Raw genomic sequence first — 23,997 nt, 5'->3', positions numbered from 1 at the left:
GGCCCTGCCCCGTTCCATCCCCTCTTTCCATCCATGCATACTGCCGCCCCTGCCGTTTCCCGAACGCTCCTCCTCGATGCGACCGAGCCGCGCACGCTTGATGACTGGCTCGCGCGACTCACCGCGCCGGACTGGCGGGGCCGCTTCGTGGAAGGCTGGCTTTTCGAAGGCCCGGAGGCACGGCGTGCGGCCGAAGGGCGGCTCGCCGCCGCCGGCGTGCATGCGCGGCTGCGCAGCGCCTACAAGCCGCTCGTGCACTGGTTCATCGAGGAGCTACCCGCCAGCCCCTCCGGCGAGCCCCCGGTGGCCGCCCTGGTGCGTTATCCGGTCCATCCCGGTGCAGGCACTCAGCGTTTTCTGCTGGAGGCCTATCCGCTGGGCGCCCTGGTTCCAGGGTGCGAAATCTCCTTCGAGGCCGGCGGCAGCGATCTGCATTACGAGGTGGTCCTGACCTTCGCCGGCGGGGCGACGCAAACGCACCGGGTGTTCGCGCCGAACCAGTTGCGCCCGGATGTGCTGGGCGTGCCACAGCTCAGTCCCACCGGCTGGCTGCGTGCAGGCCGCTCGGAAGGCGCGGGCGACCTGCTGGACGCAAGCCAGGCTACGGAATTCGAAAGCCTGTTCTGGCGCGCGGTCGAGGCCGTGCAATCCCATCCGTGGCCGAAGCAGGAGCCCTATTTCGAGCGGCTGGACCTGCGCGTGGACCTGCCCGGCTACGAGTGCCCGCTGGACGTACCCCACGAATGCATCAGCACCTTGGAGGCGATGCACGAGGACCTGTACTTCGGGATGCTCGAACTCTTCCAGCGCCACGCGGGCCGGCCGCAGGGCAACCGCCTGCTGCAGCCGGGGCAGCTCGTGCCCGACGTCCGGGCATGCGGGCCCGGGGCACCGCCCCGGATGCGCGTGGAGGTCCGGCCTTTCGACACCGCCGCGCAGGACGCTTGCGCATGGGAGGACGCGGGTGCCGGTCAACCGCTGGAGGCCCTGGACAAGGCCCCTGCGCCCGCGCGCATCGCCCGGGAACTGGAGCAACTGGGCGGCGAGACCTTCGGCGCGCACTCGCGCCAGGGCCGTGGTGTCTGGGGACGCTACCTGCACGGCAATCGCGCTCCCGTGCTCGTGAGCGGCGGACAGCACGCGAACGAGACATCCGGCGTGGTCGGCGCGCTGCGGGCGGCCTGGGCACTGAAGGCGCAGCCGGGTGCGCACTTCGCGCTGATCCCGCTGAAGAATCCCGACGGCTATGCACTGCACCGGGAGCTGGGGGCCCAGCACCCGAACCACATGCACCACGCCGCACGCTACACCGCCCTGGGCGACGACGTCGAGTACCGCGAGAGTGCTCCATGGTTCGAACGGGAGGCCCTCGAACAGGGCCTGGCGCTCTCCGGCGCACAGCTGCACCTCAATCTGCATGGCTACCCATCCCACGAATGGACCCGGCCGCTCAACGGCTACGTGCCCCGCGGCTTCGATCTGTGGACCATTCCCAAGGGGTTCTTCCTCATCCTGCGCCACCATACCGGCTGGGAATCCCGCGGCAGGGCCTTGCTGGAACGCGTGGCCGCCGAGCTGCTGCGGGTGCCCGGGCTGCCGGAATTCAATGCCCGGCAGATCGCCCTGTACCAGCGCCACGCGGGCCCGCTGCCGTTCGAACTCATCGACGGCACCGCCTGCGTGCAGTCGGAGGTGCAGCGCGGTGCCCCCGTCACGCTCATCACGGAGTTTCCCGACGAGACCATCCATGGGGAGGACTTCCGCTTCGCCCATACGGTGCAATGCGCGGCGGTGCTGGCGGCGGAACGGGCCTGGCAGGACATCATGGCCGGCGCCTGATGGCCACCTGCCGGGACGCAAGGAGGCCTGGCACGGGACATGCATAGCACCAGGGCGATGAAGGGGGCATCCGGGTCGCACCCGAGATGCCCTTCCCTGGTGCCCCGCTTACATTCGATGCGCCCCTGGCGGCCTGTGTCGGCGTTCGCGCGGTACCGGGCCGCACAGCCTTTCCTGGATGACCTTTCCTTCCGGAGCACCTATGCAGCGCAGAGCCGTTCCTCTTCTCGCCCTCGCCCTGGCCGGCGTCCTTTCCGCAACGCCATCCGCCGCGCAGGTCCGCTGGGACCTCGCGGCCGCGTATCCGGCCACCAACTTCCACACCGAGAACCTGATGCAGTTCGCCAAGGACGTGGAAGCCGGGACCGGCGGCAAGCTGCGCATCACGGTGCATGCGAACGCTTCGCTCTTCAAGGCCAACGAGATCAAGCGCGCGGTCCAGGGCGGCCAGGCGCCCGCGGGCGAGATCCTGTTGCCCAACTTCGAGAACGAGAACCCCGTCTTCGGCGTGGACGGCATTCCCTTCCTCGCCACCTCCTACGCCGAATCCCGCCGCCTGTACGAAGCCCAGAAGCCCGTGCTGGAGCGCCTGCTGGGCGCGCAGGGGTTGCGCCTGCTCTACACGGTGGCCTGGCCGCCGCAGGGCATCTACAGCAAAAAGGAAATCGCATCCGTGGCGGACCTGCGCGGCATCAAGTGGCGCGCGTACAGCCCTGCAACGGCAAAAATAGCCGAGCTCATCGGCGCGCAGCCGGTGACCATCCAGGCCGCGGAACTCTCGCAGGCGATGGCCACGGGCGCGGTGGAGTCCATGATGACCTCCGGCTCCACCGGCTACGACAGCAAGCTCTACGAGAGCATCAAGTATTTCTACGACACGCAGGCATGGCTGCCGAAGAACGCCGTCATCGTGTCGCGCAAGGCCTTCGATGCGCTCGACAAGCCCGCGCAGGACGCGCTGCTCAAGGCCGCCGCGGAGGCCGAGGCGCGCGGCTGGAAGGTGAGCGCGGACAAGAACGAGTGGTACAAGAAAGCCCTGGCCGACAAGGGCATGAAGATCCTGCCGCCGCCGGCCAAGCTCACCGCCGACCTGCGCCAGGTGGGCGACGTGATGCTGACCGACTGGCTGCGCAAGGCAGGCCCCGACGGCGAAGCCATCATCGCGGCCTACCGCAAGTCCGCGCCGGCCGCCGCGGCGAAGTGAGGCGGCCGTGCGTCGCTTCCTCGACCGGCTGTACCTCGCGGCAGGCGCTCTGGGCGCCGCCTGTGTCGCACTGATCTGCGCGCTCATGATCGCCCAGAGCATCCTGCGCGAGGCGGGCGTGCGCACCGGCGCGCTGAACGACGTGGTCGCCTGGCTCTGCGCGGCCGCCGCCTTCTTCGCCATGGCCCATGCCTTCAAGCACGGGGATTTCGTGCGCGTCACCCTGCTGCTGGAAAAGCTGTCCCCGCGCCCGCGCCGCGCCCTGGAGCTGGCGGCGCTCGCCATCGGCACGGTGGCGACGGCCTACCTCGCCTGGTCCGCCTGCCTGTTCACCTACGAGAGCTGGGAATTCAACGACGTGGCCCAGGGCCTGCTGCCGCTGCCGATGTGGATTCCCCAGCTGAGCTTCGCCATCGGCTCGGTGCTGCTGCTCGTGGCGGTGCTGGACGAATTCCTGATCGTGCTGCGCGGCGGCACGCCGAGCTTCGTGCGCGCGGTCGAGGAGCGCCACGCACGCGGGGACTTCTCCGCCGACATCTGAGGCGCCACCGTTACCGAGCATCCCGGCTGCGCCGTGCGCAGCAGAAAGACCAGTGCCATGGACATCCTGATGGTGGGCGGCATCCTGTTGCTGCTGATGATCGTGCTGCTCGCGGGCGGCGTCTGGATCGCGATGACCCTGGCCATCTGCGGCTGGGTCGGGCAGGCCTTCTTCACCAGCACCCAGCCCGGCAAGAACCTGTTCTCCGCCTTCTGGGAGAGCAACGCGAGCTGGGAACTGGCCGCCCTGCCCCTCTTCATCTGGATGGGAGAGATCCTGTTCCGCACGCGGCTGAGCGAGGAGATGTTCGAAGGCTTGCGGCCCTGGCTCAACCGGGTACCGGGCCGGCTGATGCACACCACCATCCTGGGCTGCGGCATCTTCGGCTCGGTGTCGGGATCCTCGGCCGCCACCTGCGCCACCATCAGCAAGGTCGCCCTGCCGGAATTGCTGCGGCGCGGCTACGACGAGCGCCTGGCACTCGGCTCCCTGGCCACGGCCGGCACGCTGGGCATCCTCATACCGCCCTCCATCACCATGGTAGTGTATGCGGTGGCCGCCGATGCCTCCATCATCCGCATCTTCCTGGCCGGCTTCCTGCCGGGGCTGCTGCTCATGCTGCTCTTTTCGGGCTACATCGGCTGGTGGAGCCTGCGGCATCCCGACCGGGTCCCGGCGGCCGACCCGCCCACCACGCTGCGCCAGAAGATCCGGCAGTCGGGCCATCTGATTCCCGTCACGGTGCTGATCGTGTTCATCGTCTGGGTGCTGGTGGCAGGCTATGCCACGGCCACCGAGTGTGCGGCCTTCGGCGTGGCGGGATCGCTGGGCCTGGCGCTCTGGAGCCGGTCGCTGACATGGCGGAATTTCTCGGAAGGGCTGATGGGCGCGACGCGCACCAGCTGCATGATCATGTTCATCCTGGCGGGCGCAGCCTTCCTCACCAAGACCATGGCCTTCACCGGCATACCGCGCGAGCTGGCGGAGTGGGTCGAATCCATGCACCTGCCGCCCTATGCCCTGATCGCGGTGCTCACGGTGGTGTACCTGGTGCTGGGCACGGCGCTCGACGGCATCAGCATGATCGTGCTCACCAGCGCGGTGGTGCTGCCGATGATCCAGAAGGCCGGCTTCGACCTGGTGTGGTTCGGCATCTTCATCGTGCTGCTGGTGGAGATCGCCGAGGTCACGCCGCCGGTGGGATTCAATCTCTTCGTGCTGCAGAACATGACGGGCAAGGACAGCAACACCATCGCCCGGGCGGCCATTCCGTTCTTCGTGTGCCTGGTCGCCTGCATCGCGCTCATCACCCTCTTCCCGCAGATCGTCACGGTGCTGCCGGACCTGGTGATGGGCAAGGACGGGGGGTGAGCCTGCCGGGCGCCCGCGCGTCCTGACATACTCGGGGGCATGCTGCTCAACATCGCCGTCATCTGCCTGGCTGCCTGCATCGGCGCCCTGATGCGCTGGGGGTTCGCGCTCTGGCTCAACCCGGGCGGGCTGATCCCCTGGGGGACGCTGGCCGTGAACCTCATCGGGGGCTACTGCATCGGCATCGCGCTCGCGGTGTTCACCAGCCGCCCCGACATCGATCCCGCATGGCGCCTGCTGGTGATCACCGGCTTCCTGGGAACGCTCACCACGTTCTCCAGCTTCTCCGGCGAAGTAGTCGCCATGCTCATGCAGCAGCGCTTCGGGCTGGCGTTCGGCACCATCGCGCTGCACCTGGGCGGCTCGCTGGCCCTCACCTGGGCCGGCATGCGCTCGGCCTTGTGGTGGCTGGCACGGTGATTTGTCGCACACTTGCCACTGTCTCCCGGCATGGCCACGTCCGTGCCATCCTTCCTTTCGCACCATCGCTTCCATGGAATCCAATACCGAACTCAACGAAAGCCGGCTGGCCAACGCCTGGGCCGAGCTGCACAACCACGCCGTGAGCGGCAATCCCCTGCATGCGGATGCCTACCGGCTCGCCTTCGCGGACCCCGAATTCATGCTGCGCCGCGAGACGCGCGGCATCCGCTTCCAGCTCGAGATGCTCAAGCCCGACCTCGGCCAGACCGCCCAGGGCATCGAGAACACCGTGGTGGTGTACGGCAGCGCGCGCTTCCTGGCGCCAGAAGACGCCGCACAGCAACTGGCCGATGCCGAGGCCAGCGGGGACGCCTCGCGCATCGCGCGCGCGCAGCTGGCCGTGCGCAACGCCCGCTACTACGACCTCGCGCGCCGCTTCGCCGGCGTCGTGGCGAATTACAGCCAGCAGCTTCCCCCCTCCGACCGCATCTACATCTGCACTGGCGGCGGCCCGGGCATCATGGAGGCGGCCAACCGCGGCGCGCACGAAGCCGGAGCGCTCAACGTGGGCCTCAACATCGCCCTGCCGCACGAGCAGAGCGGCAACCGCTACATCTCGCCGTCGCTGTCCTTCAAGTTCCACTACTTCGCGCTGCGCAAGATGCACTTCATGATGCGCGCGAAGGCACTGGTGGCCTTCCCCGGCGGATTCGGCACGCTCGACGAGCTGTTCGAGGTGCTCACGCTGGTGCAGACAGGCAAGGCCAAGCCGGTGCCGATCGTGCTGTTCGGCACCGAGTTCTGGAAGAGCGTGGTGAATTTCGAGGCACTGGTGGAGCAGGGAACAATCTCGGCGGCCGACCTGAACCTTTTTCACTACACGGACGATCCGGAAGAGGCCTGGGGGTTCATCAAGGCGTTCTACAAGCTCTGAGCAACAGAAAGCGACCACCGCCCCGAGGCAGGCAGGGGCGAGTGGTCAGAGCACCGGCTTCCAGGCGGATGCGAGTCCTTCAGCGATGCTGTCCATCGCAGCACGCTGCCGGCTCCCCACGAAGTTGCAGAACGCCTGGTCAAAAGCCTCGCCATATTTGGCCCGGGCCGCCTCCGCCTGCTGCCGCAGCACCTCGGCCTGCGTGTGGGATATGCTGGAAAAACTGTCGACCGGGAGGAAGCGCGATGGAGCCGCAAGCAACTCCCCTTCATCGGGAAAGCGCTTCGAGAACAGCAGGCTGGCGCCCAGGAAGCACTCGGCCAGCGCCTGCCGCTTGCGCGCCTGCTGCTCAACGCGGATGATGCCGAGCCACGCCATGACAGAGACCTGCCTGGGCCATACCTTCACCAGAGCGTCGCTCAACTTCTCGATCGCCTTGGCATCGCCCTTGAAAAAGGCCCGTTGCAGAGTGTTCTTCCCGATCATTCGCTCAATTTCGGCAGCAGCAGCGACACCGGTCTTCCCGTTCGCCAGCGCAAGGTCGGCAAAGGTCTGCGTATCCGGATGGCCGTCGAACTGATCGGCATAGAACTCGGTGAGCGCTTCTTCGACCGAGTGGCTGTGGGGGCTGCCCGCAAGCGCCTTGTGCAGTTCCGGATGGGAAAAGCAGTGCAGATATTCGTGCCTTGACGTGTGGAGCCCCACGTCGCGGGGCAAGCCCTCCCTTATGCGCACTTCGGCAGATTTTCCCGCCCTGCGTTGGGTCAGTCCGCGATAACCCGGCGGCAGGTCCAGGGTGACGCGTGGCTCGATGGCATGGCACGCACTGCTGGACGGTATGTACGCACCATGCTTTTGAAGTACCTCCTGCCTGGCCTGTAGAACGGTGGGCAGATCCACCACGGGATAGGGCTGGGCCTGTTGCTGCATGGTACCCGCAGATTGCCTCCATGCGCCATAGCCTGCAGCGACTGCGGCCACTCCCACATAGGCCTTCCAGGACTGTTTCAACGTACCGACGGCCACGCCTGCCACCCGGACGGCCAGTGAACTGGGTGGATTCTGCGCCGGAAGCTCGTTCGGATCCACGACGGCGTCTGGCGGGCCGCGCCGAGGTGCCATGCTTCCCGCGGTTGAAGCCCGTCCCGCGTTTGCGCCGGGGGACCGGGCAGGCAGAGAGCCGAAGCGAGCATCTCGCCCGGAGTGCGTCGAAGAGTTGTTCGCTCGCGCGAGCTGGTTGCGTTCTCCGGCCGGTTCACGGCTGGACGTACGCCTCCGATCCGCTCCTTGTACCGAGACAGGGCCGACCATGGTGGTTTCCTTGCATGTATGCGAGTCCGCCAATCTAGCCATCCCGGCATCCAGGGCCGGCCTGCCGCGCGAAAGCAAACACTTTCATGCGAAGCCCGTGGCAAATCGCGCCTCTGCCGGTATGCGGGATCAGGCCCTGCGCTCCAGACGGGCAGCCACCCTCGACCCCAGCCCCACGACGCCCCCCACCACCCAGAACAGCCCGGCCACGCCGATCAGCGCACCGGCCGAACCGAACAGCACGGGCATCGCCACGCTGGATGCGTTGATCGCCATCAGGCGCAGGCCCAGCGCCTCACCATGGCGGTGGTGGGGCGTGATCTGGTGCAGCATGCTCATGATCATGGGCTGCACGGAGCCCAGCGCGAAGCCCAGCAGCACCGAGCACAGGCCGAGCGCCCATGCGGTGGGCAGCAGCGGATAGACGGCGAAAAGGCAGGCTGTCGTCACCATGGCCCACATCACCACGGTGGCCTCCTTCAGGCGCGCTGCCACGAGCGGCATGAGCACGCGGATGGCCGCCGCGGCAATGGCGAACGCGCCCAGGATGGAGCCGATGACCGACGCGGACAGCCCCCGCTCGTGCCCCAGCAGCGGCACCACGAAGGTATGCACGTCCCAGCAGGACGACAGCAGCCAGTTCACCAGCAGCAGGCGGCGGAAGCCCGCGTCGCCCAGCAGGTCCCACGCACGGCGGCGCGGGCCGCCTTCCGCCGCGGGGATGGGCGGCAGCTCCACCGTCGCACGGACCCAGAACCATGTCGCCACCGGCAGCAGCGCCGTGAGCGCGAAGGCCGCGCGATAGCCCTCCGTGCTGCCCGGCACCGGCCCTGCATGGTCGATCAGCAGGCCGGTGAAGAACGGCCCCACGAAGTTGGACACGGCAGGGCCGATGGCCAGCCAGCTGAACACACGCCGCAATTGCTCGGAACCGTGCGCGGCGCGCCCGACATGGCGTTGCAGCGCGATCATGGCCGCGCCGGAAGCGCCACCGGTCAGCAGCGCGGCCAGGCAGAGCATGGGAAAGGACGGCCAGACGAGCGCGCCGGCCGCGCCCGTGCTGGCCACGCTCACCGCCCAACCCACCGGCCGCTTCAGGCCGTGGCGGTCGGCATACCGGCCCGCGGGCAGCGACAGGAACACCTGGGTGAGCGCGAACAGCGCCAGCAGGGCTCCGACCGCCGCGGCGCTGTAGCCCTCGCGCAGGGCCAGCAGCGGGGCCGCCAGGCGCATGCCCGTCATGCTGGCATGGATGCATATCTGTCCGGCGATCAGCCGAGCGAGCGCGGTGTCCATCTCAGGCCGGCGCCTCCGGGCGATCGCCGGCCGGCGCTTCCACGGCCGGAGCGGCACCGGCCTCGCCTGCGGGCAGCTCCTGCACGTCCCGCAGCCGCCGCTGGATGGCACGCGTGCGCACGCCCACCTCGTCGAAGCGCTTGGCCGCGGCGTCGATCGACTTGCGCGTGGCCTCCACCACGTCGCCGAACTTGGCGAACTCCGTCTTCACCGCGCCCAGCAGCCCCCACACCTCGGAAGACCGCTTCTCGATCGCCAGCGTCTTGAAACCCATCTGCAGGCTGCTGAGCATCGCCGCGAGGTTCGCCGGCCCGGCCACCATCACGCGGCATTCGCCCTGCAGCGCCTCCACCAGGCCCGGCCGGCGGACCACCTCGGCGAACAGCCCTTCGGTGGGCAGGTACAGCACCGCGAAATCCGTGGTGTGCGGCGGCGACACGTACTTGGCGGCGATCTTGCGCGCCTCGAAGCGCACCGCGGCCTCCAGCGCATTGCCCGCCGCGAGTACGGCCGCCTTGTCCGCCGCGTCGTGCGCGTCCAGCAGGCGCTGGTAGGACTCCACCGGGAACTTGGCATCGATGGGCAGCCAGACCGGCTCCTCCTGCCCGCGCCCCGGCAGGCGGATGGCGAACTCCACCAGTTCGTCGCTGCCCGGCACCGTCTTCACATTGCGTGCGTACTGCTCCGGCGCCAGCACGTTCTCGATGATCGCCCCCAGCTGCAGTTCGCCCCAGGTGCCGCGCGTCTTCACATTGGTCATCACGCGCTTGAGATCACCCACGCTGGCGGCCAGCGTCTGCATCTCCCCGAGGCCGCGGTGCACCTGCTCGAGCCGGTCGCTCACCATCCTGAACGACTCGCCCAGCCGCTGCTCCAGCGTGGCGTGCAGCTTCTCGTCCACGGTGCGGCGCATCTCCTCCAGGCGGGCCGCGTTGTCCGACTGGATGGCGGCGAGGCGCTCGTGCAGCGCGGCGCGCAGCGACTCCGACGTCTGCGTCAGCTCGGCGCGGAAGGCGCCCAGGGCTTCCGCCAGTTCGCGGCGGGCCACGGCGGCATCGGCCTGCGCCTGGGCCATCCGCTGCCCCAGCCGGGCCTCGAAGGCGTCGAAGCCCTCGCGCAGTTCCGTGCGCCCCGAGCGGGCATCGTGCACCGCCTGTGCGAGCCGTTCGTCCAGCACCTCCCGCTGGCCCTCCAGGTGCGTGTGCGTCGCCTGGGTGAAGCCGCGCAGCTGCTGGGCCATGCCTTCCAGCGCGCCATCGTTCTTCGCCACGGCCAGCTGGGTGGCCTGGGCCACCTGCTCCAGGCGCTGCAGGCGCATGGCCCATTCGGGGGGAAGCTCGGGTCGGGGACTGCGCAGCAGCAGCACTCCCAGGAGCACGGTGATGAGCGTGAGCAACGCGAACACCACCAGCCATTCAATCGACATGCCAATCCAGACGTTTCGTTGTCAACTGCCGGCCCCGGGGTCCGGCGGGGCGGCCCCTCAGCGGGGTCGGGGCGTGTTCACGGGCGTGAGCGCACCACGCCCATCGAAGAACGCGATCAGGTTGTCCGCCGCGAGGTTGGCCATGGCACGCCGGGTCGGCACCGTGGCGCTGGCGATGTGCGGGGTGAGCACCACGTTGGGCACCGCCAGCAGGTCCGGGTGCACCTTCGGCTCGCCCTCGAACACGTCCAGGCCTGCGGCGGCGATGCGCCGCTCGCGCAGCGCCTGCGCCAGCGCGGCGTCATCCACGATGCCGCCGCGCGCGATGTTGACGAGGTTGGCCGTGGGCTTCATCTGCGCGAGTTCGGCCGCGCCGATGGCATGGTGCGATTCGGGCGTGTAGGGCAGCACGAGCACGAGGTGGTCCGCCTCGCGCAGCAGTTCCTCCTTGGACACATACCGGGCCTTGCAATCGGCCTCGAGTTCCGGCGAGAGGCGCGAGCGGTTGTGGTAGATCACGTTCATGCCGAAGCCGTGTGCGCCGCGCCGCGCGATGCCCTGTCCGATGCGCCCCATGCCCAGGATGCCCAGCGTGGAGCCGTGCACGTCCGAGCCCGCGAACATGTCGTAGCTCCACTTGCTCCAGCGGCCTTCGCGCAGGTAGATCTCGCTCTCGGTCACGCGCCGGGCCGTGGCCATCAGCAGCGCGAAGCCGAAATCCGCCGTGGTTTCCGTCAGCACGTCGGGCGTGTTCGTGGCCTGCACGCCCGCGGCGGTGAGCGCATCCACGTCGAAGTTGTTGTAGCCCACGGCCATGTTGGCCACGATGCGCAGGCGCGGGCAGGCTGCGACGAGGGCCGCGTCGATGCGCTGGCTGCCGGTGGTCAGCGCGCCATCCTTGTCGGCCAGGCGCCGGGCCAGTTCCTCGGGGCTCCAGATCGCATCCTCGGGATTGGCCTCGACGTCGAAATGCCGGGCGAGGCGGTCCACCACGTCCGGGAAGATGGCGCGGGCGACGAGGATGCGGGGTCGTGTCATGGAGCGTGGGTTCCTGGTGAAAAAAGGACAATGCCGAAACGCCTGCGGCGGGCGGCGGGCGGCGGGCGACGCGCGCCGTTCGATTTCAGGCCGGAGCGGGAATCTCGAACACCTGGCGCAGATAGGCGAGGTATTTCTCGTCATCGCACATGCCCTTGCCGGGCGTGTCGGACAGCTTGGCGACGGGCTGCCCGTTGCAGCGCGTCATCTTGATGACGATCTGCAGCGGCTCGCAGCCCAGGTCGTTGGTCAGGTTGGTGCCGATCCCGAAGGCCAGCTGGCAGCGGCCGTGGAATTGCCGGAACAGCTCGATCGTGCGCGGCACCGTGAGCGCATCGCTGAAGATCAGCGTCTTGGTGAGCGGATCGACGCGGTTGCGGCGATAGTGCTCCAGCAGCCGCTCGCCCCAGGCGAACGGGTCGCCGCTGTCGTGCCGCGCGCCATCGAACAGCTTGCAGAAATACAGGTCGAAGTCGCGCAGGAAGGCGCTCATGCCGTAGACGTCGGACAGCGCGATGCCCAGGTCGCCGCGGTATTCGCGCGCCCACATCTCGAAGCCGTAGATCTGGCTGTCGCGCAGCCGCGGGCCCAGCGCCTGGCAGGCCTGCAGGTATTCGTGCGCCATGGTGCCGAGCGGCGTGACCCCGAGCTTCATCGCATAGAGCACGTTGCTCGTGCCCGCGAACTGCCCGGGCCCTGCCCGCCCATCGGTGCGGCAGTCACCCGTGCCCAGGCGGGCCAGCAGCACGCGCAGCACTTCCTCGTGCCACGCGCGGCTGAAGCGCCGCCGGGTGCCGTAGTCAGCGATCTTCAGTGGCCCCAGCCCGTCCGCCTGCAGCTGGGTGATCTTCGTGTCCAGCCGCCGGCGACCCTCGGGGAAATCCGGCACCTTCTGCGTATTGCGGAAGTACACCTCGTTCACGATCGCCAGCACCGGGATCTCGAACAGGATGGTGTGCAGCCACGGCCCGGCGATCCGGATATCGATCTCCCCCGAGGCCAGCGGCGTGACGGTGATGTATTTCTCGTTGAGGCGGAACAGCCCCAGGAAGTCCACGAAATCGCTTTTCACGAAGCGCAGCGAGCGCAGGTACATCAACTCCGCGTCCTGGAACTGCAGGCTGCAGAGCGAGCGGATCTCGTCGCGGATCTCGGCCGCATAGGGCGCGAGCTGCACGCCGGGGTTGCGGCACCGGAAGCGGTATTCCACCTGCGCTCCCGGAAACTGGTGCAGCACCACCTGCATCATGGTGAACTTGTACAGGTCGGTATCGAGCAGGCTGGTGATGATCATGGAAGAGGCATCGGCGCGCGGCCCGGCAGGGGGGCCGGGGCGCGGAAGGGAAAGCTGCAGGCGCGCCGTGCATTGTGTCACCAAGCGCGCCGTCGCGTGCGCGCCCCGGCACCGAGGCCCGGCCCTGCCCGCCCGCGCCGGCTGTGCAGTTCCACGATGCGGGCCGGCGGCCTTCGAGCTCCCGCAACCCACACGAACCGCCTATGCTTGCGGGGCGCCCCGGGAGGGGGAGACTCCCGGCTTTCCGCGCACCTCTTCCACATCCTCCACCAACAAGAAAGCGATTCCGGATGCACAGCCTCGGCAAGCCTCACTCACCATCTTCCCCGCCCTCCGCCCGGGGCCTTACCGCGGCGCTGGCCGCTGCGCTGCTGGCCCTCTCGGGCTGCGGCGGCAGCGGCAACGGCGGAACGGCCCTCGTGCCCAGCCAGGACAATGCCTGCGCCGTGACGAGCGACAACGGCCTGGTCACGGTCGGTTCGGGCCTGCCGGGCGATCCGGCCGCTCCCGAGCCGGCCTCCGGCTACCGCGTCGGCAAGACCGCCGTCTATGCGAAGCAGTACATGGTGACCACGGCCAATCCGTATGCATCGCGTGCCGGGTGCGAAGTGCTGAAGAAAGGCGGTTCGGCCGTGGACGCCGCCGTCGCCGTGCAGATGGTGCTCGGGCTGGTGGAGCCGCAATCCTCCGGCCTCGGAGGCGGCGCCTTCATGCTGCACTACGACGCGGCCCAGAAAAAGGTCCAGGCCTACGATGGCCGCGAGACCGCGCCAGCGGCCGCGACCGCCAACTACCTGCGCTGGGTCAGCGACGCCGACCGCACCGCGCCGCAGCCGGGCGGTGCGCGCGCCAGCGGACGCTCAATCGGCACGCCCGGCGCAGTCCGCATGCTCGAACTGGCCCACCGCGACCACGGGCGTCTCGCCTGGGGCGACCTGTTCCAGCCGGCAGAGCAACTGGCGCGAGGCGGCTTCCCCATCGGCGGCCGCATGGCCGCGGCCATCTCCGGCTCCGCCTCCGGCCTGGCACGCGACGCGGAAGCCGTGGCCTACTTCTTCAATGCCGACGGAACGCCCAAGGCGCTCGGCACGGTGCTGAAGAACACCGCCTACGCCGACACGCTGTCCGCCATCGCCCGCAACGGCGCCGATGCCTTCTACACGGGCCCGATCGCCCAGGGCATCGTCGCGAAGATCCAGGCCACCAGCGGCGGCTCGCCGGCTGTCGCCATCACGCCGGGCCTGACGCAGCTGAGCGACCTGGCGGACTACCGCGCCAAGCGCCGCGACCCGGTCTGCACCACCTACCGCGACTACTGGGTGTGCGGCATGTCGCCCCCCTCCTCCGGCGGCATCGCCGTGGCCTCCGCGCTCGGCATCCTGGAGAACTTCGATCTCTCGCAGTACAAGCCCACGGCCATCGACCTCGAAGGCGGCAAGCCCTCGGTGATGGGCGTGCACCTGGTCAGCGAGGCCGAACGCCTGGCCTATGCCGACCGCGACAAGTACGTGGCGGACACCGACTTCGTGCCCCTGCCGGGCGGCTCTCCCTCGCGCATGCTCGACAAGTCGTACCTGCGCACGCGCGCCGGCCTGATCAGCACCACCCGCAGCATGGGTACCGCCACGGCGGGCGACTTCGGTACCGGCGCGGCCGGCGTCGTGCCGCTCGAGGAACGGGGCACCACGCACTTCACCATCGTGGACAAGGACGGCAACGCCGTGGTCATGACCACCACGGTCGAGGCCAGCATGGGCTCCTTCCACATGACCCAGGGCTTCCTGCTCAACAACCAGCTCACGGACTTCGCCGCCACGCCCACCGATGCTTCCGGCGCGCCGGTCGCCAACCGCGTGGAGCCCGGCAAGCGCCCGCGCAGTTCGATGGCGCCGACCCTGGTGTTCCGCAAGGCGGCCGACGGCAGCATGGGCGACTTCGTGATGGGCACGGGCTCGCCCGGCGGCGGCACCATCATCCAGTACGTGGTGAAGACCGTGGTCGGCGCGCTCGACTGGGGCCTGGATGCCCAGCAGGCCACCTCGCTCGTGGACTTCGGCGCCAGCAACAGCGCCACCACCTCGGTGGGCGGCGAGCACCCCAACGTCAACACGGCGAACAACGGCAACGATGATCCCCTGGTCACCGGCCTGCGCGCGCTGGGCCATACGGTCTCGACCTCGGCCCAGTCGAGCGGCACGGCCACGATCCTGCGGGTGAACCGCAACGGCGCCAGCGTGCTCCAGGGCGGCGCCGATCCGCGGCGCGAAGGCGTGGTGCTGGGCGACACCTTCAAGCCCTGACGCACCGGCATCCGGTGCCGGCGATGCCGGTGCCGGATGCAGCGACCGCCGGCGCAGTTCGCCTCAGCGGGCCGCGCCGGTGTCCTGGCTCAGCGGCTCCAGCGCCCGGCGCAGCGCCTCCGGCAGCGTCCGCGGCCGGCGGTCCTCCCGGCCCACATACACATGCACGAAGTGGCCCGCGGCGGCCGAGAGCGGCTCGCCACGGGCGAACAGCCCCACCTCGTACCGCACGCTGCTCGATCCCAGGCGCGCGACACGAATACCCGCCTCGATGGTCTGCGGGAACGCCAGCGGCGCGAAGTAATTGCACTGCGTCTCCACCACCAGCCCGATGGTGTCCCCCCCATGGATGTCGAGCGCACCCTGTTCGATCAGGTAGGCGTTCACGGCGGTGTCGAACCAGCTGTAATAGACGACGTTGTTGACGTGCCCGTAAATGTCGTTGTCCGCCCAGCGCGTGGTGATGCTGCGGAACACGGGATAGCGGTCACGCGCTTCGGGCGCGCGCCGCGGCGCCGGCGGGGCGGCCGAAGGCTTGGCAGTGGTCATGGCGGTCCATTCTGCCAGCCGCTTTCCCCAGCCGCTGTCTCCCGGCCACGCGGCATGGACCTGCAGGTTTTGGAGGAACGACTCTAAACATGCTGCAGTGCAGCAAAAAGGCTTGCGCCGCGGGGCAAAGCCTCTAGAATTCGTCCCATGCTGCACTGCAACATGAACTTGGCGTAGCGCGGTTCCATCCACTTGGCTTATGTCCGAACCCGGACTGTTTTCAGAGGAGATACACATGTCGCTGACCCCCGAGCAACTCATCGCTTCCCAGAAGGCCCACCTGGACACCCTGTTCGGTCTCACGAACAAGGCCTTCGAAGGCGTCGAGAAGCTGGTCGAACTGAACGTGACCGCCTCGCGCGCCACCCTGAGCGAAGCCGCCACCCACACGCAGGCCCTGCTGTCGGTCAAGGACGCCCAGGAACTCCTCTCGCTGCAAGCCGCCTTCTTCCAGCCCCTGGCCGAGAAGACCGCCGCCTACAACCGCCACCTTTACGAAATCGCTTCCGGCACCACCGCCGAATTCGGCCGTGCCTTCGAAGCCCAGGCCGCCGAGATCCAGCGCAACTTCAGCAACCTGGTGGATACCGCCGCCCGCAATGCTCCCGCCGGCACCGAAACCGGTGTGGCCGTGTTCAAGAGCGCCGTGTCCGCCGCCAACAATGCTTTCGAAACCGTCCAGAAGGCCGTCAAGCAGGCCAGCGACGCGGCAGAAGCCAACTTCAACGCAGTGACCAACACGGCCACCGCCAATGCCACCAACGCAACCAACGCCGCAGCAGCAGCCACCTCGGCCGCCATGCGCAAGCGCTGAGCCGCTGGCCTACCCGTTGTCTCCTTGGATCCTCTCGAACGCCACGTTCCTGGATCCATTTCAAAGCCCGGCGCCCGCCGGGCTTTTTTTTGCCCGCCCGCAGCGAGGCCTCAGGCGTGCGGCACGGATCGGGAACATTCTCGCGGCGCCGGACTCGAATGATTGCAAATGCGATGAATTCGCATTTATAATGCATTCGTCGTCCACACCAGCCAAGACTGCAGCCCCATGATCGTTTGTGTATGCCGCCGGGTTTCTGACCGGGAAATCGCACGCCACGCGCATGCGGGGTTGAGCTTCGACGAGATCCAGTTCGAACTCGGCGTGGCCACCCAGTGCGGCCGCTGCGAGTCCTGCGCACGCGACGTCGTCGCCCGTTGCGGCACCAAGCATTCGGTGGCGGCCCTGCACAAGGAAGAGATCGCGCCGCAGACCATCCAGCTCGGCTCCTCCATTCTGGAAAGCAAGGCATGGACCTCCTCTTCATCCTCGCTGGCAGCCTGATCCTCGTCGTGGGATCCATGTGGTGGATCTTCCGCAAGTAAGCAACTCCTCCTCTTTGCCTCTGCCCTGCACGGTGCGCCCGCACCGGCCTTTCCTTCACTGCGCAGGCAAATACCCTTTCCTATGTCCCAGTTTGATCGCTATGGCTCCCCCGGGGGCGTGAGCCGCAATGCGGTGATCGCAGGTTCGGTCGTATTGCTCCATGTCGCGGGCCTCTGGGCCCTGCAATCCGGCCTGGTGCGCAAGGCGGCCGAGATCATCGTTCCCGCGGAAGTGCTGAGCGAGTTCATCACGCCCCCCGCACCTCCGACGCCACCGGCCCCTCCGCCCCCGAAGCCGGCCCCTCCCCCACCCAAGCCCGCGCCGCGCACGCCGGCCCCGCGTCCCGCGCCCATGCCCGTGGCCATCCCGGACCCCACGCCGGCGCCGAGTGCTCCGGTCGGCATCACCGAGCCGCAGCCGCCTGCGCCGCCGATCGCGGCGCCCCAGGCTCCGCCCGCACCGCCACCGGCCCCGCCGGCACCGCCCGCGCCCCCGAAGATCGACCTGCCGTCCAGCGATGCGGCGTACCTGAACAACCCCAAGCCGTCCTACCCGGCGATCAGCCGCCGGCTGGGCGAGCAGGGCAAGGTGGTCGTGCGCGTATTGATCGGCGCGGACGGCCTTCCGCAAAAAGTGGAGCTCAACAAATCCAGCGGTTACGACCGGCTGGACCGGTTGGCAATGGAAACGGTGATGCGCTACAAGTTCGTGCCCGGCAAGCGCAACGGTGTCCCCGAAACCATGTGGAACCTGGTTCCGTTCAATTTCGTCCTCGATTAAACGTCTCGAATATCTCTTTCAGCTTCAGGAGTTCTCATGGAATCGCATTTCGGCATTGCCAACGTCTGGATCCAGGGTGATTTCGTCACCCGGGCCGTCGCCGTGCTGCTGCTCGGCATGTCGCTCGCCTCGTGGATCGTCATCCTCATCAAGGCGCTGGACATCATCAAGTTCAAGAAACACGCCCGCGCGGCACGCGACTTCTGGCACAGCGAAGACTTCGCCGCCGGCATGGACAAGCTGGGCAACGATCCGTCGAACCCGTTCCGGCACCTCGCGCTCGAGGGCCGCGAAGCCACCGCCCACCACCGCAACACCAAGGCGCACCTGCACGACAGCCTGGATGTCAGCGACTGGATCACGCGCAGCCTGCGCAACTGCATCGACGAATTCACCGCCCGCCTGCAGTCGGGCCTCGCCATCCTGGCATCGGTCGGCTCCACGGCGCCGTTCATCGGCCTGTTCGGCACCGTCTGGGGCATCTACCACGCCCTCGTGGCGATCGGCACCTCGGGCCAGTCCACCATCGACAAGGTGGCCGGCCCGATCGGCGAAGCGCTCATCATGACCGCGCTGGGCCTGGCGGTCGCCATTCCCGCGGTGCTGGGCTACAACGCGCTGGTGCGGGGCAACAAGTCCATCCTGAACGGCCTCAACAGTTTCGCGCACGACCTGCATGCCTACTTCGTGACCGGCGCCCGCGTCAGCGCCCCTTCCGATCAGGGCAAGGTCCTGCCCATCAAGAAAGGCTGACGCGCCATGGCATTCGGAACCCAGGACGACGCCGACGAGGTGATGAACGAGATCAACATGACGCCCCTGGTGGACGTCATGCTGGTGCTGCTCATCATCTTCATCATCACCGTGCCGGTCATGAAGCATGCCGTGCCCGTGGACCTGCCGCGCGCCTCTGCCGAGCGCGAGAACGTCAAGCCCGAAACCATCCGCCTGAGCGTCACCGCCGACGGGAAGTACCACTGGAACGAGACCGACATCAGCGACGACGAACTGGAGCCGCGCCTGAAGGCCGAGGCCGCCAAGGATCCGCAGCCCGACCTGCACATCCGCGGCGACAAGAGCGTGCGCTACGAGCGCGTGGCGCAGGCCATGGCGGCGGCGCAGCGCGCAGGCGTGCGCAAGATCGGCTTCGTCACCGATCCGCAGTGAGGCAACAAATACTTGCAATAAAGCCGGGCCTGGCCTTGACGCTCAATTGAGAATGGTTATCATTAATTCATTGCCAACGCACCGAGGATCCACCCCATGCACGCCAGCCTGACCGCCCTGTCCCCTTCCGCAGCCTTCTTCGGCGCCCCGGGCCCCGACCGGCAGGCCGAGGCCCACGGGCGCACGGCGTCTTCGGCCCCCGCGGTGGACAGCAGCGAACTGCTCAAGGGGCAGAAAACCGTGGCGATCTTCCACAACGGCTCCATCTACCGCCTGCAGGCCACCAAGCTCGGCAAGCTGATCCTCACCAAATAGGTTTCATCGTGGGGCGACTCCCGGACCGCCTGCCGGTCCGCCGGGTCGTATTCGCCAGCCAACGGTTCGCCCGCGTAGCCAGGCTTTTTTTCCCACTGCGCCTCCCAAAGAAAAAACCGGCCTCCCGAGGCCGGTTTTTCTTTGCCCGCGGCCTGCACCCTGGCGATGCAGGCGCCGGCACAGGCCCGATCAGAGACCGATGGCCGCGATGCCGGCGCGGGCGATCTGCGCATCCTCGCTGGATTTGACGCCGCTCACGCCCACGGCGCCCAGGCACTGGCCGTCCTTCAGGATCGGCACGCCGCCCTCGAGCATGCCGTCGATGAACGGGGCCGTCAGGAAGGCGGTGCGGCCGCCGTTGATGATGTCCTCGTACACCTTGCTCTCGCGGCGGCCCAGCGCGGCCGTGCGGGCCTTGCCGGGGGCGATGTGGGAAGACAGGGGCGCGGCGCCGTCCAGGCGCTGCAGCGACAGCAGGTGGCCGCCGTCGTCCACGATGGCGATGGTCACTGCCCAGCCGTTGCGCAGGGCTTCGGCCTCCGCGGCGGCAGCGATTTTCTTGACGTCGGCGAATTCGAGCTCGGGTTTGGTCTTCATGGGATCCAGTGGAATGGAAAACGGATGGAGGAACGGCAGGCCGCAGCCGCGTCCGGCCGGTACGGAACGTGCCGAGGATATCGCCCGCACCGGCCGCCACCGGGCTGTCCACGGCAAAACACTGCATCCCAAAAGGTCGGGAGTGGCAAAGGTTATTTGAAAGCGGGTTGAAAGCCACCACCTAGAATTTGCCGGTCTGCACTTCGCAGGCCTCAACAGGCAAAGGGAGCAAGAGAAGATGAATGATCAAGTCACCGTTCTGGGCTCTGCGGGCTACGGCGTCTCGCAGGAGCAGCGGCAGCGCGTGCTGCGCAATACCTACTGGCTGCTCGCACTGAGCATGGTGCCCACTGTGCTGGGCGCCTGGCTGGGCGTGGCCACCGGCATCACACAGTCCCTGCGGGGCGGCGTGGGCCTGATCGTCTTCCTGGGCGGCGCCTTCGGCTTCATGTTCGCCATCGAGAAGACCAAGAACTCGGCGGCCGGCGTGCCGGTGCTGCTGGGCTTCACGTTCTTTATGGGCCTCATGCTCTCGCGCCTGATCGGCATGGTGCTGGGCTTCAAGAACGGCACCGACCTGGTCATGACGGCCTTCGCCGGCACGGCGGGCGTCTTCCTGGTCATGGCCAGCCTGGCCACCGTGATCAAGCGCGACCTCTCCGGCATGGGCAAGTGGCTCTTCGTGGGCGCCATGGTCCTGCTGGTGGGCTCGGTCATCAACGTGTTCGTGGGGTCCTCGGCCGGCATGATGGCCATCTCGGTGGCGGCCATCGGCATCTTCAGCGCCTACATGCTGTATGACCTGAAGCAGATCATCGACGGCGGAGAGACCAACTACATCAGCGCCACGCTGGCGCTGTACCTGGACCTGTTCAACGTGTTCCAGAGCCTGCTGGCCCTGCTGGGCATCATGGGCGGCGAGCGCGACTGACGCTCACCGGGGCAGGTTGCCCCGCTTCCGACAAAAAAGGCCTCCTCAACGGAGGCCTTTTGCTTTTCCTCAGGGTGGGCGCACACAGGTCTCAATGATCCGGCGCAGCGGCCGATAATGACAGGAAGATGCCACACCGCCGCACAGCCCTCCCCTCCGCCCGTCGCTCGCCTGGCCGCCGGCTCTCCTGGCTCGTGGCGTGCGCGGCGGCGCCGCTGCTGCTGTCGGCCTGCGACATTCCCGGGCTGGGGCCCGATCCACGCGCGGTGCAGAAGGAAGCCGAGGCCAAAGCCATCGGCGGCGCCTGCCGCCACGCCCTGCGGGGCCTGGAGGACTGCTTCACCCTCAACCCCAAGGCCCCGAAGGCCCAGGTGTTCGCCGGCTGGAAGGAAATGGACCAGTACATGCGCGAGAACAAGCTGGAGGGCGCACCCTCGGTACTGGGCAACCTGGAAAAGCCCCCGGCCACCCCGGCCCGCCGCGCCGAGGAAGGCCGCGCCGACGAAACCCGCGAAGGCGGATCGGGCCGCAGCCGGAGCTGAAGCCGGCTTCACCCTGCAGGCCGACGGGCCTGCTCCGCCAGCCCGCAGGCCCGGGCCCGCGGGTCGTCCAGGCAACGGCGGCCCGGCTTCCGGAACCCCTTGCCGATGTCAGGCGCGTTCGAACACCGCCATGCTCTCGACGTGCGCCGTGTGGGGAAACATGTTCACCACGCCGGCCGCCACGCAGCGATAACCCGCCTGGTGCACCAGCAGGCCCGCGTCGCGGGCCAGCGTGGCCGGGTTGCAGCTCACGTAGACGATGCGCTGCGGCGGCGTCCAGCCCGCGGCCGAAGCGGGCAGCGGCGGGGCCTCTTCCGCACCGATGCGCGCCTGGTGGATGTCGGCCAGGGCCTTGGCGAGCGCGAAGGCCCCCTCGCGCGGCGGATCGACCAGCCACTTGTCGGCCACGCCGTCGGCGATGAGCATGTCGGGCGTCATCTCGAACAGGTTGCGCGCCACGAAGGTGGTGGGGGCCAGCGCCTGCCCCTGCGGCCGGCCGTCCTGGTTCTTGCGGTAGTTCTCCCGCGAGCGGGCGACGAGCGCCTCGCTGCCCTCGATGCCGACGACCTCGCGGGCCTGCGTGGCGATGGGCAGCGTGAAGTTGCCCAGGCCGCAGAACCAGTCGATCACCCGGTCGGCACGCCCCGCATCCAGCAGGCGCAGGGCGCGCGTGACCAGCACGCGGTTGATGTGCGGGTTGACCTGCGTGAAATCCGTGGGCTTGAAAGGCATGGTGATGCCGAAGTCCGGCAGCGCGTAGTTCAGCTGCGGGCCGCCCTCGTCCAGCAGGTGCACGGTGTCCGGGCCCTTGGGCTGCAGCCACCATTGCACGCCATGCGCGGCGGCGAAGGCACGCAGCCGGCCCATGTCGGCCTCGGACAGCGGCTCCAGGTGGCGCAGCACCAGCGCGGTGACGTCATCGCCGCAGGCCAGTTCGATCTGCGGGCAGGTGTCGCGCGCGTCCATGGATGCGATCAGTGCGCGCATGGGCACCAGCAGGGCACTCACATGGGGCGGCAGCACGGGGCAGACTTCCATGTCGGCGATGTAGCGGCTCTTGCGCTCGTGGAAGCCCACCAGCACCTTGCCTTTCTTGGCGACGTGCCGCACGGCCAGGCGCGCGCGGTAGCGGTAACCCCAGGCGGGCCCCTCGATGGGCCGCAGCACGGTTTCCGCCTTCACCTTGCCCAGGTGCCAGAGGTTGTCTTCCAGCACGCGCTGCTTGACGGCCACCTGGGCGCCGACGTGCAGGTGCTGCATCTTGCAGCCACCGCAGGCGCCGGCATGCAGCCCGAAATGGGGACAGCCCGGGCGCACGCGCTGCGGGGACTCGCGGTGGATGGCGGTAAGGCTCGCCTGCTCCCAGTTGTTCTTCTTGCGGTGGGTGTTGGCGCTCACCCATTCGAAGGGCAGCGCACCGTCGATGAAGACGACCTTGCCGTCGGGCCTGCGGGCCACGCCCTGGGCGTCCATGTCCATGGAGGTGACTTCCAGCCAGCCGGGCGGGAGGTCGGTTCGCCCCGGGGGCGGCGCGGAAGAGGAAGGGTCCTGGGGGGTCGCGGGATGTTCTGTGGGGTCGCTCATCCCCCGATTGTCTCAGGCCGGCCGCGCCCTGCCTTGCTCCGGTCCACGCCCGCGGCCATGGTGCGGGCGGCGGCGCGCCCGCTCAGTGGATGCCGCTGACCAGGCCGCTGCGCCCGTCCTTGTCCAGGCGCAGTGGCGGCAGCGCAAAATGCTCCAGGTCCTGTTTCGTGGCCGCGATGTCGAGCCCGACCACCGCGGACGTGTCCGGATCCACCTCCAGGCCCAGCGGCATCGCAGCGAACTGGACATAGTCGCGGCCGGCATTCCACTGCGGATGTCCTCCGACCGCCTGGAGCATCGCGCCCGCATCCTCCCCCAATGCCAGTCCTGGAAGGCCGAAACCGGGCAGTTCGCCGTGCGGCCCGAAGGCGATGATGTTGACCGCGCGGCCATCGCGGAAACGGATGGCCAGCTCTCCATGCTCCAGCGAGCCGGCGGGCAGTGGATGGCTGGCGAGTCGCTCGTTCAGTCCACGTGGGTACAGGTACACGGCGACGGTATCCGGCCGGGCCGCACCGTGCCGGGTGGCGTCCGGCTTTCCGAGCGCGGCCACCACGTCCTGCTGGCGCATGCCCAGCGCCACCGGGCCGAGGCGCCGGCATGGGGCGGGAAGCGTGGCGGCCTGGTCCTGCGCCGAGAAAGCCTGCCGGAGGGCCCTGCTGCACGCGGCGCCTTCCTGTGCGCCATTCGGCGCGGGAGCCGCGTGCGCAGCGCCCAGGAAGACCACGGCGCACAGCAGGCCGGCGAAAGCGGAAGGCTTGGGAAGCATCGGGCGCTCCTTCGTGGACCGCGACCAAAAAAGGGGACGTGGACGCCCGGCAGTCAGCTGCGAGCGGGGCGCACCAGCCGCGGCACGGGATCGGACGGCGGCAGGCCCACGCGCGAGCCGGGCACCGAGGCACTGGCGGGAAGGCGGTTGAACTCGATCTGGCAATCGCTGCTGTCCAGCGAGAAGACCAGGGTGGACCCCGGCGCGACACGCGGCAGGGTCTGGTGGATCTGCTGCGCCAGGTCCACCGGGGGCGTCTGCGACCGGTAGATCACCTGCTGGCTGGAGGAATAGACCACGTAGCACGCGGCAGAGGCCGAGGCACTCCACAGGCCCGCGGACAGCGCGGCGGCGGCGAACAGGGCGGAACGGCAGGCGGGCATCGGCGAAGCTCCTGGATGGGTATGGCGGGACGGGCCGGAACCG

The 23,997-nt window shown here is 68.5% G+C and carries 25 protein-coding genes; 15 read left to right on the top strand and 10 right to left on the bottom strand.

Going from position 1 to position 23,997, the window contains the following annotated elements:
• The first annotated feature begins 33 nt into the window (after positions 1 to 33).
• From ACGHC0_RS10485 to ACGHC0_RS10460, 6 genes are all read left to right on the top strand, one after another.
• Positions 34 to 1,839 carry a peptidase M14 gene (locus ACGHC0_RS10485; protein WP_415268165.1) on the top strand — a complete coding sequence of 602 codons (1,806 nt, stop codon included), beginning with the start codon at positions 34 to 36 and terminating at the stop codon, positions 1,837 to 1,839.
• 202 nt (positions 1,840 to 2,041) lie between these two features.
• Complete coding sequence (locus tag ACGHC0_RS10480) at positions 2,042 to 3,043, top strand: TRAP transporter substrate-binding protein (protein WP_415268164.1); 1,002 nt, start codon at positions 2,042 to 2,044, stop codon at positions 3,041 to 3,043.
• Between the two features lie 7 nt (positions 3,044 to 3,050).
• A complete protein-coding gene (locus tag ACGHC0_RS10475) occupies positions 3,051 to 3,584 on the top strand; it encodes a TRAP transporter small permease (RefSeq protein WP_368355161.1) in 534 nt (177 codons plus the stop codon).
• A 57-nt stretch (positions 3,585 to 3,641) separates the two neighbouring features.
• A complete protein-coding gene (locus tag ACGHC0_RS10470; protein ID WP_368355160.1) occupies positions 3,642 to 4,955 on the top strand; it encodes a TRAP transporter large permease in 1,314 nt (437 codons plus the stop codon).
• Positions 4,956 to 4,994: 39 nt separating this feature from the next.
• Positions 4,995 to 5,375 (top strand): fluoride efflux transporter CrcB, encoded by a 381-nt coding sequence (gene crcB / locus ACGHC0_RS10465; RefSeq protein ID WP_368355159.1) that lies wholly within the window; start codon positions 4,995 to 4,997, stop codon positions 5,373 to 5,375.
• Positions 5,376 to 5,448: 73 nt separating this feature from the next.
• Positions 5,449 to 6,312 carry a TIGR00730 family Rossman fold protein gene (locus tag ACGHC0_RS10460; RefSeq protein WP_368355158.1) on the top strand — a complete coding sequence of 288 codons (864 nt, stop codon included), beginning with the start codon at positions 5,449 to 5,451 and terminating at the stop codon, positions 6,310 to 6,312.
• Positions 6,313 to 6,357: 45 nt separating this feature from the next.
• Here the strand turns inward: ACGHC0_RS10460 and ACGHC0_RS10455 are convergent, their stop codons facing one another.
• The 5 genes from ACGHC0_RS10455 to pncB all read right to left on the bottom strand — a co-directional run bounded on the left by ACGHC0_RS10455 (position 6,358) and on the right by pncB (position 12,677).
• Complete coding sequence (locus tag ACGHC0_RS10455) at positions 6,358 to 7,401, bottom strand: hypothetical protein (protein ID WP_415268163.1); 1,044 nt, start codon at positions 7,399 to 7,401, stop codon at positions 6,358 to 6,360.
• Between the two features lie 351 nt (positions 7,402 to 7,752).
• Positions 7,753 to 8,919 (bottom strand): MFS transporter, encoded by a 1,167-nt coding sequence (locus ACGHC0_RS10450; protein WP_368355156.1) that lies wholly within the window; start codon positions 8,917 to 8,919, stop codon positions 7,753 to 7,755.
• A 1-nt stretch (position 8,920) separates the two neighbouring features.
• Complete coding sequence (rmuC, locus tag ACGHC0_RS10445; protein ID WP_415268162.1) at positions 8,921 to 10,345, bottom strand: DNA recombination protein RmuC; 1,425 nt, start codon at positions 10,343 to 10,345, stop codon at positions 8,921 to 8,923.
• Between the two features lie 57 nt (positions 10,346 to 10,402).
• A complete protein-coding gene (locus ACGHC0_RS10440) occupies positions 10,403 to 11,383 on the bottom strand; it encodes a 2-hydroxyacid dehydrogenase (RefSeq protein ID WP_415268161.1) in 981 nt (326 codons plus the stop codon).
• Positions 11,384 to 11,468: 85 nt separating this feature from the next.
• The gene (gene pncB / locus ACGHC0_RS10435) at positions 11,469 to 12,677 is read right to left on the bottom strand and encodes a nicotinate phosphoribosyltransferase (protein WP_368355153.1); all 1,209 of its coding nucleotides are present in this window, start codon (positions 12,675 to 12,677) and stop codon (positions 11,469 to 11,471) included.
• A 290-nt stretch (positions 12,678 to 12,967) separates the two neighbouring features.
• Here pncB and ggt point away from each other — a divergent pair, with 290 nt between their 5' ends.
• The gene (gene ggt / locus ACGHC0_RS10430) at positions 12,968 to 14,977 is read left to right on the top strand and encodes a gamma-glutamyltransferase (RefSeq protein ID WP_368355152.1); all 2,010 of its coding nucleotides are present in this window, start codon (positions 12,968 to 12,970) and stop codon (positions 14,975 to 14,977) included.
• 63 nt (positions 14,978 to 15,040) lie between these two features.
• Here ggt and ACGHC0_RS10425 read toward each other — a convergent pair whose 3' ends face one another.
• Complete coding sequence (locus tag ACGHC0_RS10425; protein ID WP_415268160.1) at positions 15,041 to 15,526, bottom strand: acyl-CoA thioesterase; 486 nt, start codon at positions 15,524 to 15,526, stop codon at positions 15,041 to 15,043.
• A gap of 235 nt (positions 15,527 to 15,761) precedes the next feature.
• On the opposite strand from ACGHC0_RS10425, the gene ACGHC0_RS10420 reads away from it, so the two are divergent.
• The 6 genes from ACGHC0_RS10420 (at position 15,762) to hemP (ending at position 19,148) form a co-directional block, all read left to right on the top strand.
• The gene (locus tag ACGHC0_RS10420) at positions 15,762 to 16,340 is read left to right on the top strand and encodes a phasin family protein (RefSeq protein ID WP_368355150.1); all 579 of its coding nucleotides are present in this window, start codon (positions 15,762 to 15,764) and stop codon (positions 16,338 to 16,340) included.
• Between the two features lie 228 nt (positions 16,341 to 16,568).
• Positions 16,569 to 16,844: a (2Fe-2S)-binding protein gene (locus ACGHC0_RS10415; RefSeq protein ID WP_368355149.1), complete on the top strand. Its 276-nt coding sequence runs from the start codon at positions 16,569 to 16,571 to the stop codon at positions 16,842 to 16,844.
• A 123-nt stretch (positions 16,845 to 16,967) separates the two neighbouring features.
• The gene (locus ACGHC0_RS10410) at positions 16,968 to 17,666 is read left to right on the top strand and encodes an energy transducer TonB (protein ID WP_415268159.1); all 699 of its coding nucleotides are present in this window, start codon (positions 16,968 to 16,970) and stop codon (positions 17,664 to 17,666) included.
• Positions 17,667 to 17,702: 36 nt separating this feature from the next.
• Positions 17,703 to 18,419, top strand: a complete 717-nt coding sequence (locus tag ACGHC0_RS10405; protein ID WP_368355147.1) for a MotA/TolQ/ExbB proton channel family protein — start codon at positions 17,703 to 17,705, stop codon at positions 18,417 to 18,419.
• A 6-nt stretch (positions 18,420 to 18,425) separates the two neighbouring features.
• Positions 18,426 to 18,833 carry an ExbD/TolR family protein gene (locus ACGHC0_RS10400; RefSeq protein WP_368355146.1) on the top strand — a complete coding sequence of 136 codons (408 nt, stop codon included), beginning with the start codon at positions 18,426 to 18,428 and terminating at the stop codon, positions 18,831 to 18,833.
• A gap of 96 nt (positions 18,834 to 18,929) precedes the next feature.
• Positions 18,930 to 19,148 carry a hemin uptake protein HemP gene (hemP, locus tag ACGHC0_RS10395; RefSeq protein ID WP_415268158.1) on the top strand — a complete coding sequence of 73 codons (219 nt, stop codon included), beginning with the start codon at positions 18,930 to 18,932 and terminating at the stop codon, positions 19,146 to 19,148.
• Between the two features lie 189 nt (positions 19,149 to 19,337).
• Here hemP and ACGHC0_RS10390 read toward each other — a convergent pair whose 3' ends face one another.
• A complete protein-coding gene (locus tag ACGHC0_RS10390; protein ID WP_208942334.1) occupies positions 19,338 to 19,745 on the bottom strand; it encodes a GlcG/HbpS family heme-binding protein in 408 nt (135 codons plus the stop codon).
• Positions 19,746 to 19,983: 238 nt separating this feature from the next.
• Here ACGHC0_RS10390 and ACGHC0_RS10385 point away from each other — a divergent pair, with 238 nt between their 5' ends.
• On the top strand, positions 19,984 to 20,676 hold the full coding sequence (locus ACGHC0_RS10385) for a Bax inhibitor-1/YccA family protein (protein WP_013594370.1): 693 nt from the start codon (positions 19,984 to 19,986) through the stop codon (positions 20,674 to 20,676).
• 128 nt (positions 20,677 to 20,804) lie between these two features.
• Positions 20,805 to 21,218 carry a hypothetical protein gene (locus ACGHC0_RS10380; protein ID WP_415268157.1) on the top strand — a complete coding sequence of 138 codons (414 nt, stop codon included), beginning with the start codon at positions 20,805 to 20,807 and terminating at the stop codon, positions 21,216 to 21,218.
• A 108-nt stretch (positions 21,219 to 21,326) separates the two neighbouring features.
• Here ACGHC0_RS10380 and rlmD read toward each other — a convergent pair whose 3' ends face one another.
• The 3 genes from rlmD to ACGHC0_RS10365 all read right to left on the bottom strand — a co-directional run bounded on the left by rlmD (position 21,327) and on the right by ACGHC0_RS10365 (position 23,954).
• The gene (rlmD, locus tag ACGHC0_RS10375; protein WP_415268156.1) at positions 21,327 to 22,802 is read right to left on the bottom strand and encodes a 23S rRNA (uracil(1939)-C(5))-methyltransferase RlmD; all 1,476 of its coding nucleotides are present in this window, start codon (positions 22,800 to 22,802) and stop codon (positions 21,327 to 21,329) included.
• A gap of 82 nt (positions 22,803 to 22,884) precedes the next feature.
• Complete coding sequence (locus ACGHC0_RS10370; RefSeq protein ID WP_415268155.1) at positions 22,885 to 23,571, bottom strand: secreted signal peptide protein; 687 nt, start codon at positions 23,569 to 23,571, stop codon at positions 22,885 to 22,887.
• A gap of 53 nt (positions 23,572 to 23,624) precedes the next feature.
• On the bottom strand, positions 23,625 to 23,954 hold the full coding sequence (locus ACGHC0_RS10365) for a hypothetical protein (protein WP_368355141.1): 330 nt from the start codon (positions 23,952 to 23,954) through the stop codon (positions 23,625 to 23,627).
• Positions 23,955 to 23,997 lie beyond the last annotated feature (43 nt).

Source organism: Acidovorax sacchari (assembly GCF_042847045.1).
Taxonomy (GTDB): Bacteria; Pseudomonadota; Gammaproteobacteria; order Burkholderiales; family Burkholderiaceae_C; genus Paracidovorax; species Paracidovorax sacchari.
Note: the sequence above shows the minus strand (reverse complement) of the source record. Positions and strands in the feature narration are given on the sequence as shown.

Bases quoted from the DNA above. Each gene is read 5' to 3' on its own strand.
- ACGHC0_RS10440 (WP_415268161.1), bottom strand. From the start codon at position 11,383: ATGACACGACCCCGCATCCTCGTCGCCCGCGCCATCTTCCCGGACGTG.
- ACGHC0_RS10385 (WP_013594370.1), top strand. From the start codon at position 19,984: ATGAATGATCAAGTCACCGTTCTGGGCTCTGCGGGCTACGGCGTCTCG.
- ACGHC0_RS10380 (WP_415268157.1), top strand. From the start codon at position 20,805: ATGCCACACCGCCGCACAGCCCTCCCCTCCGCCCGTCGCTCGCCTGGC.
- ACGHC0_RS10420 (WP_368355150.1), top strand. From the start codon at position 15,762: ATGTCGCTGACCCCCGAGCAACTCATCGCTTCCCAGAAGGCCCACCTG.
- ACGHC0_RS10405 (WP_368355147.1), top strand. From the start codon at position 17,703: ATGGAATCGCATTTCGGCATTGCCAACGTCTGGATCCAGGGTGATTTC.
- ACGHC0_RS10390 (WP_208942334.1), bottom strand. From the start codon at position 19,745: ATGAAGACCAAACCCGAGCTCGAATTCGCCGACGTCAAGAAAATCGCT.
- ACGHC0_RS10370 (WP_415268155.1), bottom strand. From the start codon at position 23,571: ATGCTTCCCAAGCCTTCCGCTTTCGCCGGCCTGCTGTGCGCCGTGGTC.
- ACGHC0_RS10450 (WP_368355156.1), bottom strand. From the start codon at position 8,919: ATGGACACCGCGCTCGCTCGGCTGATCGCCGGACAGATATGCATCCAT.
- ACGHC0_RS10470 (WP_368355160.1), top strand. From the start codon at position 3,642: ATGGACATCCTGATGGTGGGCGGCATCCTGTTGCTGCTGATGATCGTG.
- ACGHC0_RS10365 (WP_368355141.1), bottom strand. From the start codon at position 23,954: ATGCCCGCCTGCCGTTCCGCCCTGTTCGCCGCCGCCGCGCTGTCCGCG.
- ACGHC0_RS10485 (WP_415268165.1), top strand. From the start codon at position 34: ATGCATACTGCCGCCCCTGCCGTTTCCCGAACGCTCCTCCTCGATGCG.
- ACGHC0_RS10400 (WP_368355146.1), top strand. From the start codon at position 18,426: ATGGCATTCGGAACCCAGGACGACGCCGACGAGGTGATGAACGAGATC.
- ACGHC0_RS10480 (WP_415268164.1), top strand. From the start codon at position 2,042: ATGCAGCGCAGAGCCGTTCCTCTTCTCGCCCTCGCCCTGGCCGGCGTC.
- rmuC (WP_415268162.1), bottom strand. From the start codon at position 10,345: ATGTCGATTGAATGGCTGGTGGTGTTCGCGTTGCTCACGCTCATCACC.
- rlmD (WP_415268156.1), bottom strand. From the start codon at position 22,802: ATGAGCGACCCCACAGAACATCCCGCGACCCCCCAGGACCCTTCCTCT.
- ACGHC0_RS10425 (WP_415268160.1), bottom strand. From the start codon at position 15,526: ATGACCACTGCCAAGCCTTCGGCCGCCCCGCCGGCGCCGCGGCGCGCG.
- ACGHC0_RS10410 (WP_415268159.1), top strand. From the start codon at position 16,968: ATGTCCCAGTTTGATCGCTATGGCTCCCCCGGGGGCGTGAGCCGCAAT.
- ggt (WP_368355152.1), top strand. From the start codon at position 12,968: ATGCACAGCCTCGGCAAGCCTCACTCACCATCTTCCCCGCCCTCCGCC.
- ACGHC0_RS10415 (WP_368355149.1), top strand. From the start codon at position 16,569: ATGATCGTTTGTGTATGCCGCCGGGTTTCTGACCGGGAAATCGCACGC.
- crcB (WP_368355159.1), top strand. From the start codon at position 4,995: ATGCTGCTCAACATCGCCGTCATCTGCCTGGCTGCCTGCATCGGCGCC.
- ACGHC0_RS10460 (WP_368355158.1), top strand. From the start codon at position 5,449: ATGGAATCCAATACCGAACTCAACGAAAGCCGGCTGGCCAACGCCTGG.
- pncB (WP_368355153.1), bottom strand. From the start codon at position 12,677: ATGATCATCACCAGCCTGCTCGATACCGACCTGTACAAGTTCACCATG.
- hemP (WP_415268158.1), top strand. From the start codon at position 18,930: ATGCACGCCAGCCTGACCGCCCTGTCCCCTTCCGCAGCCTTCTTCGGC.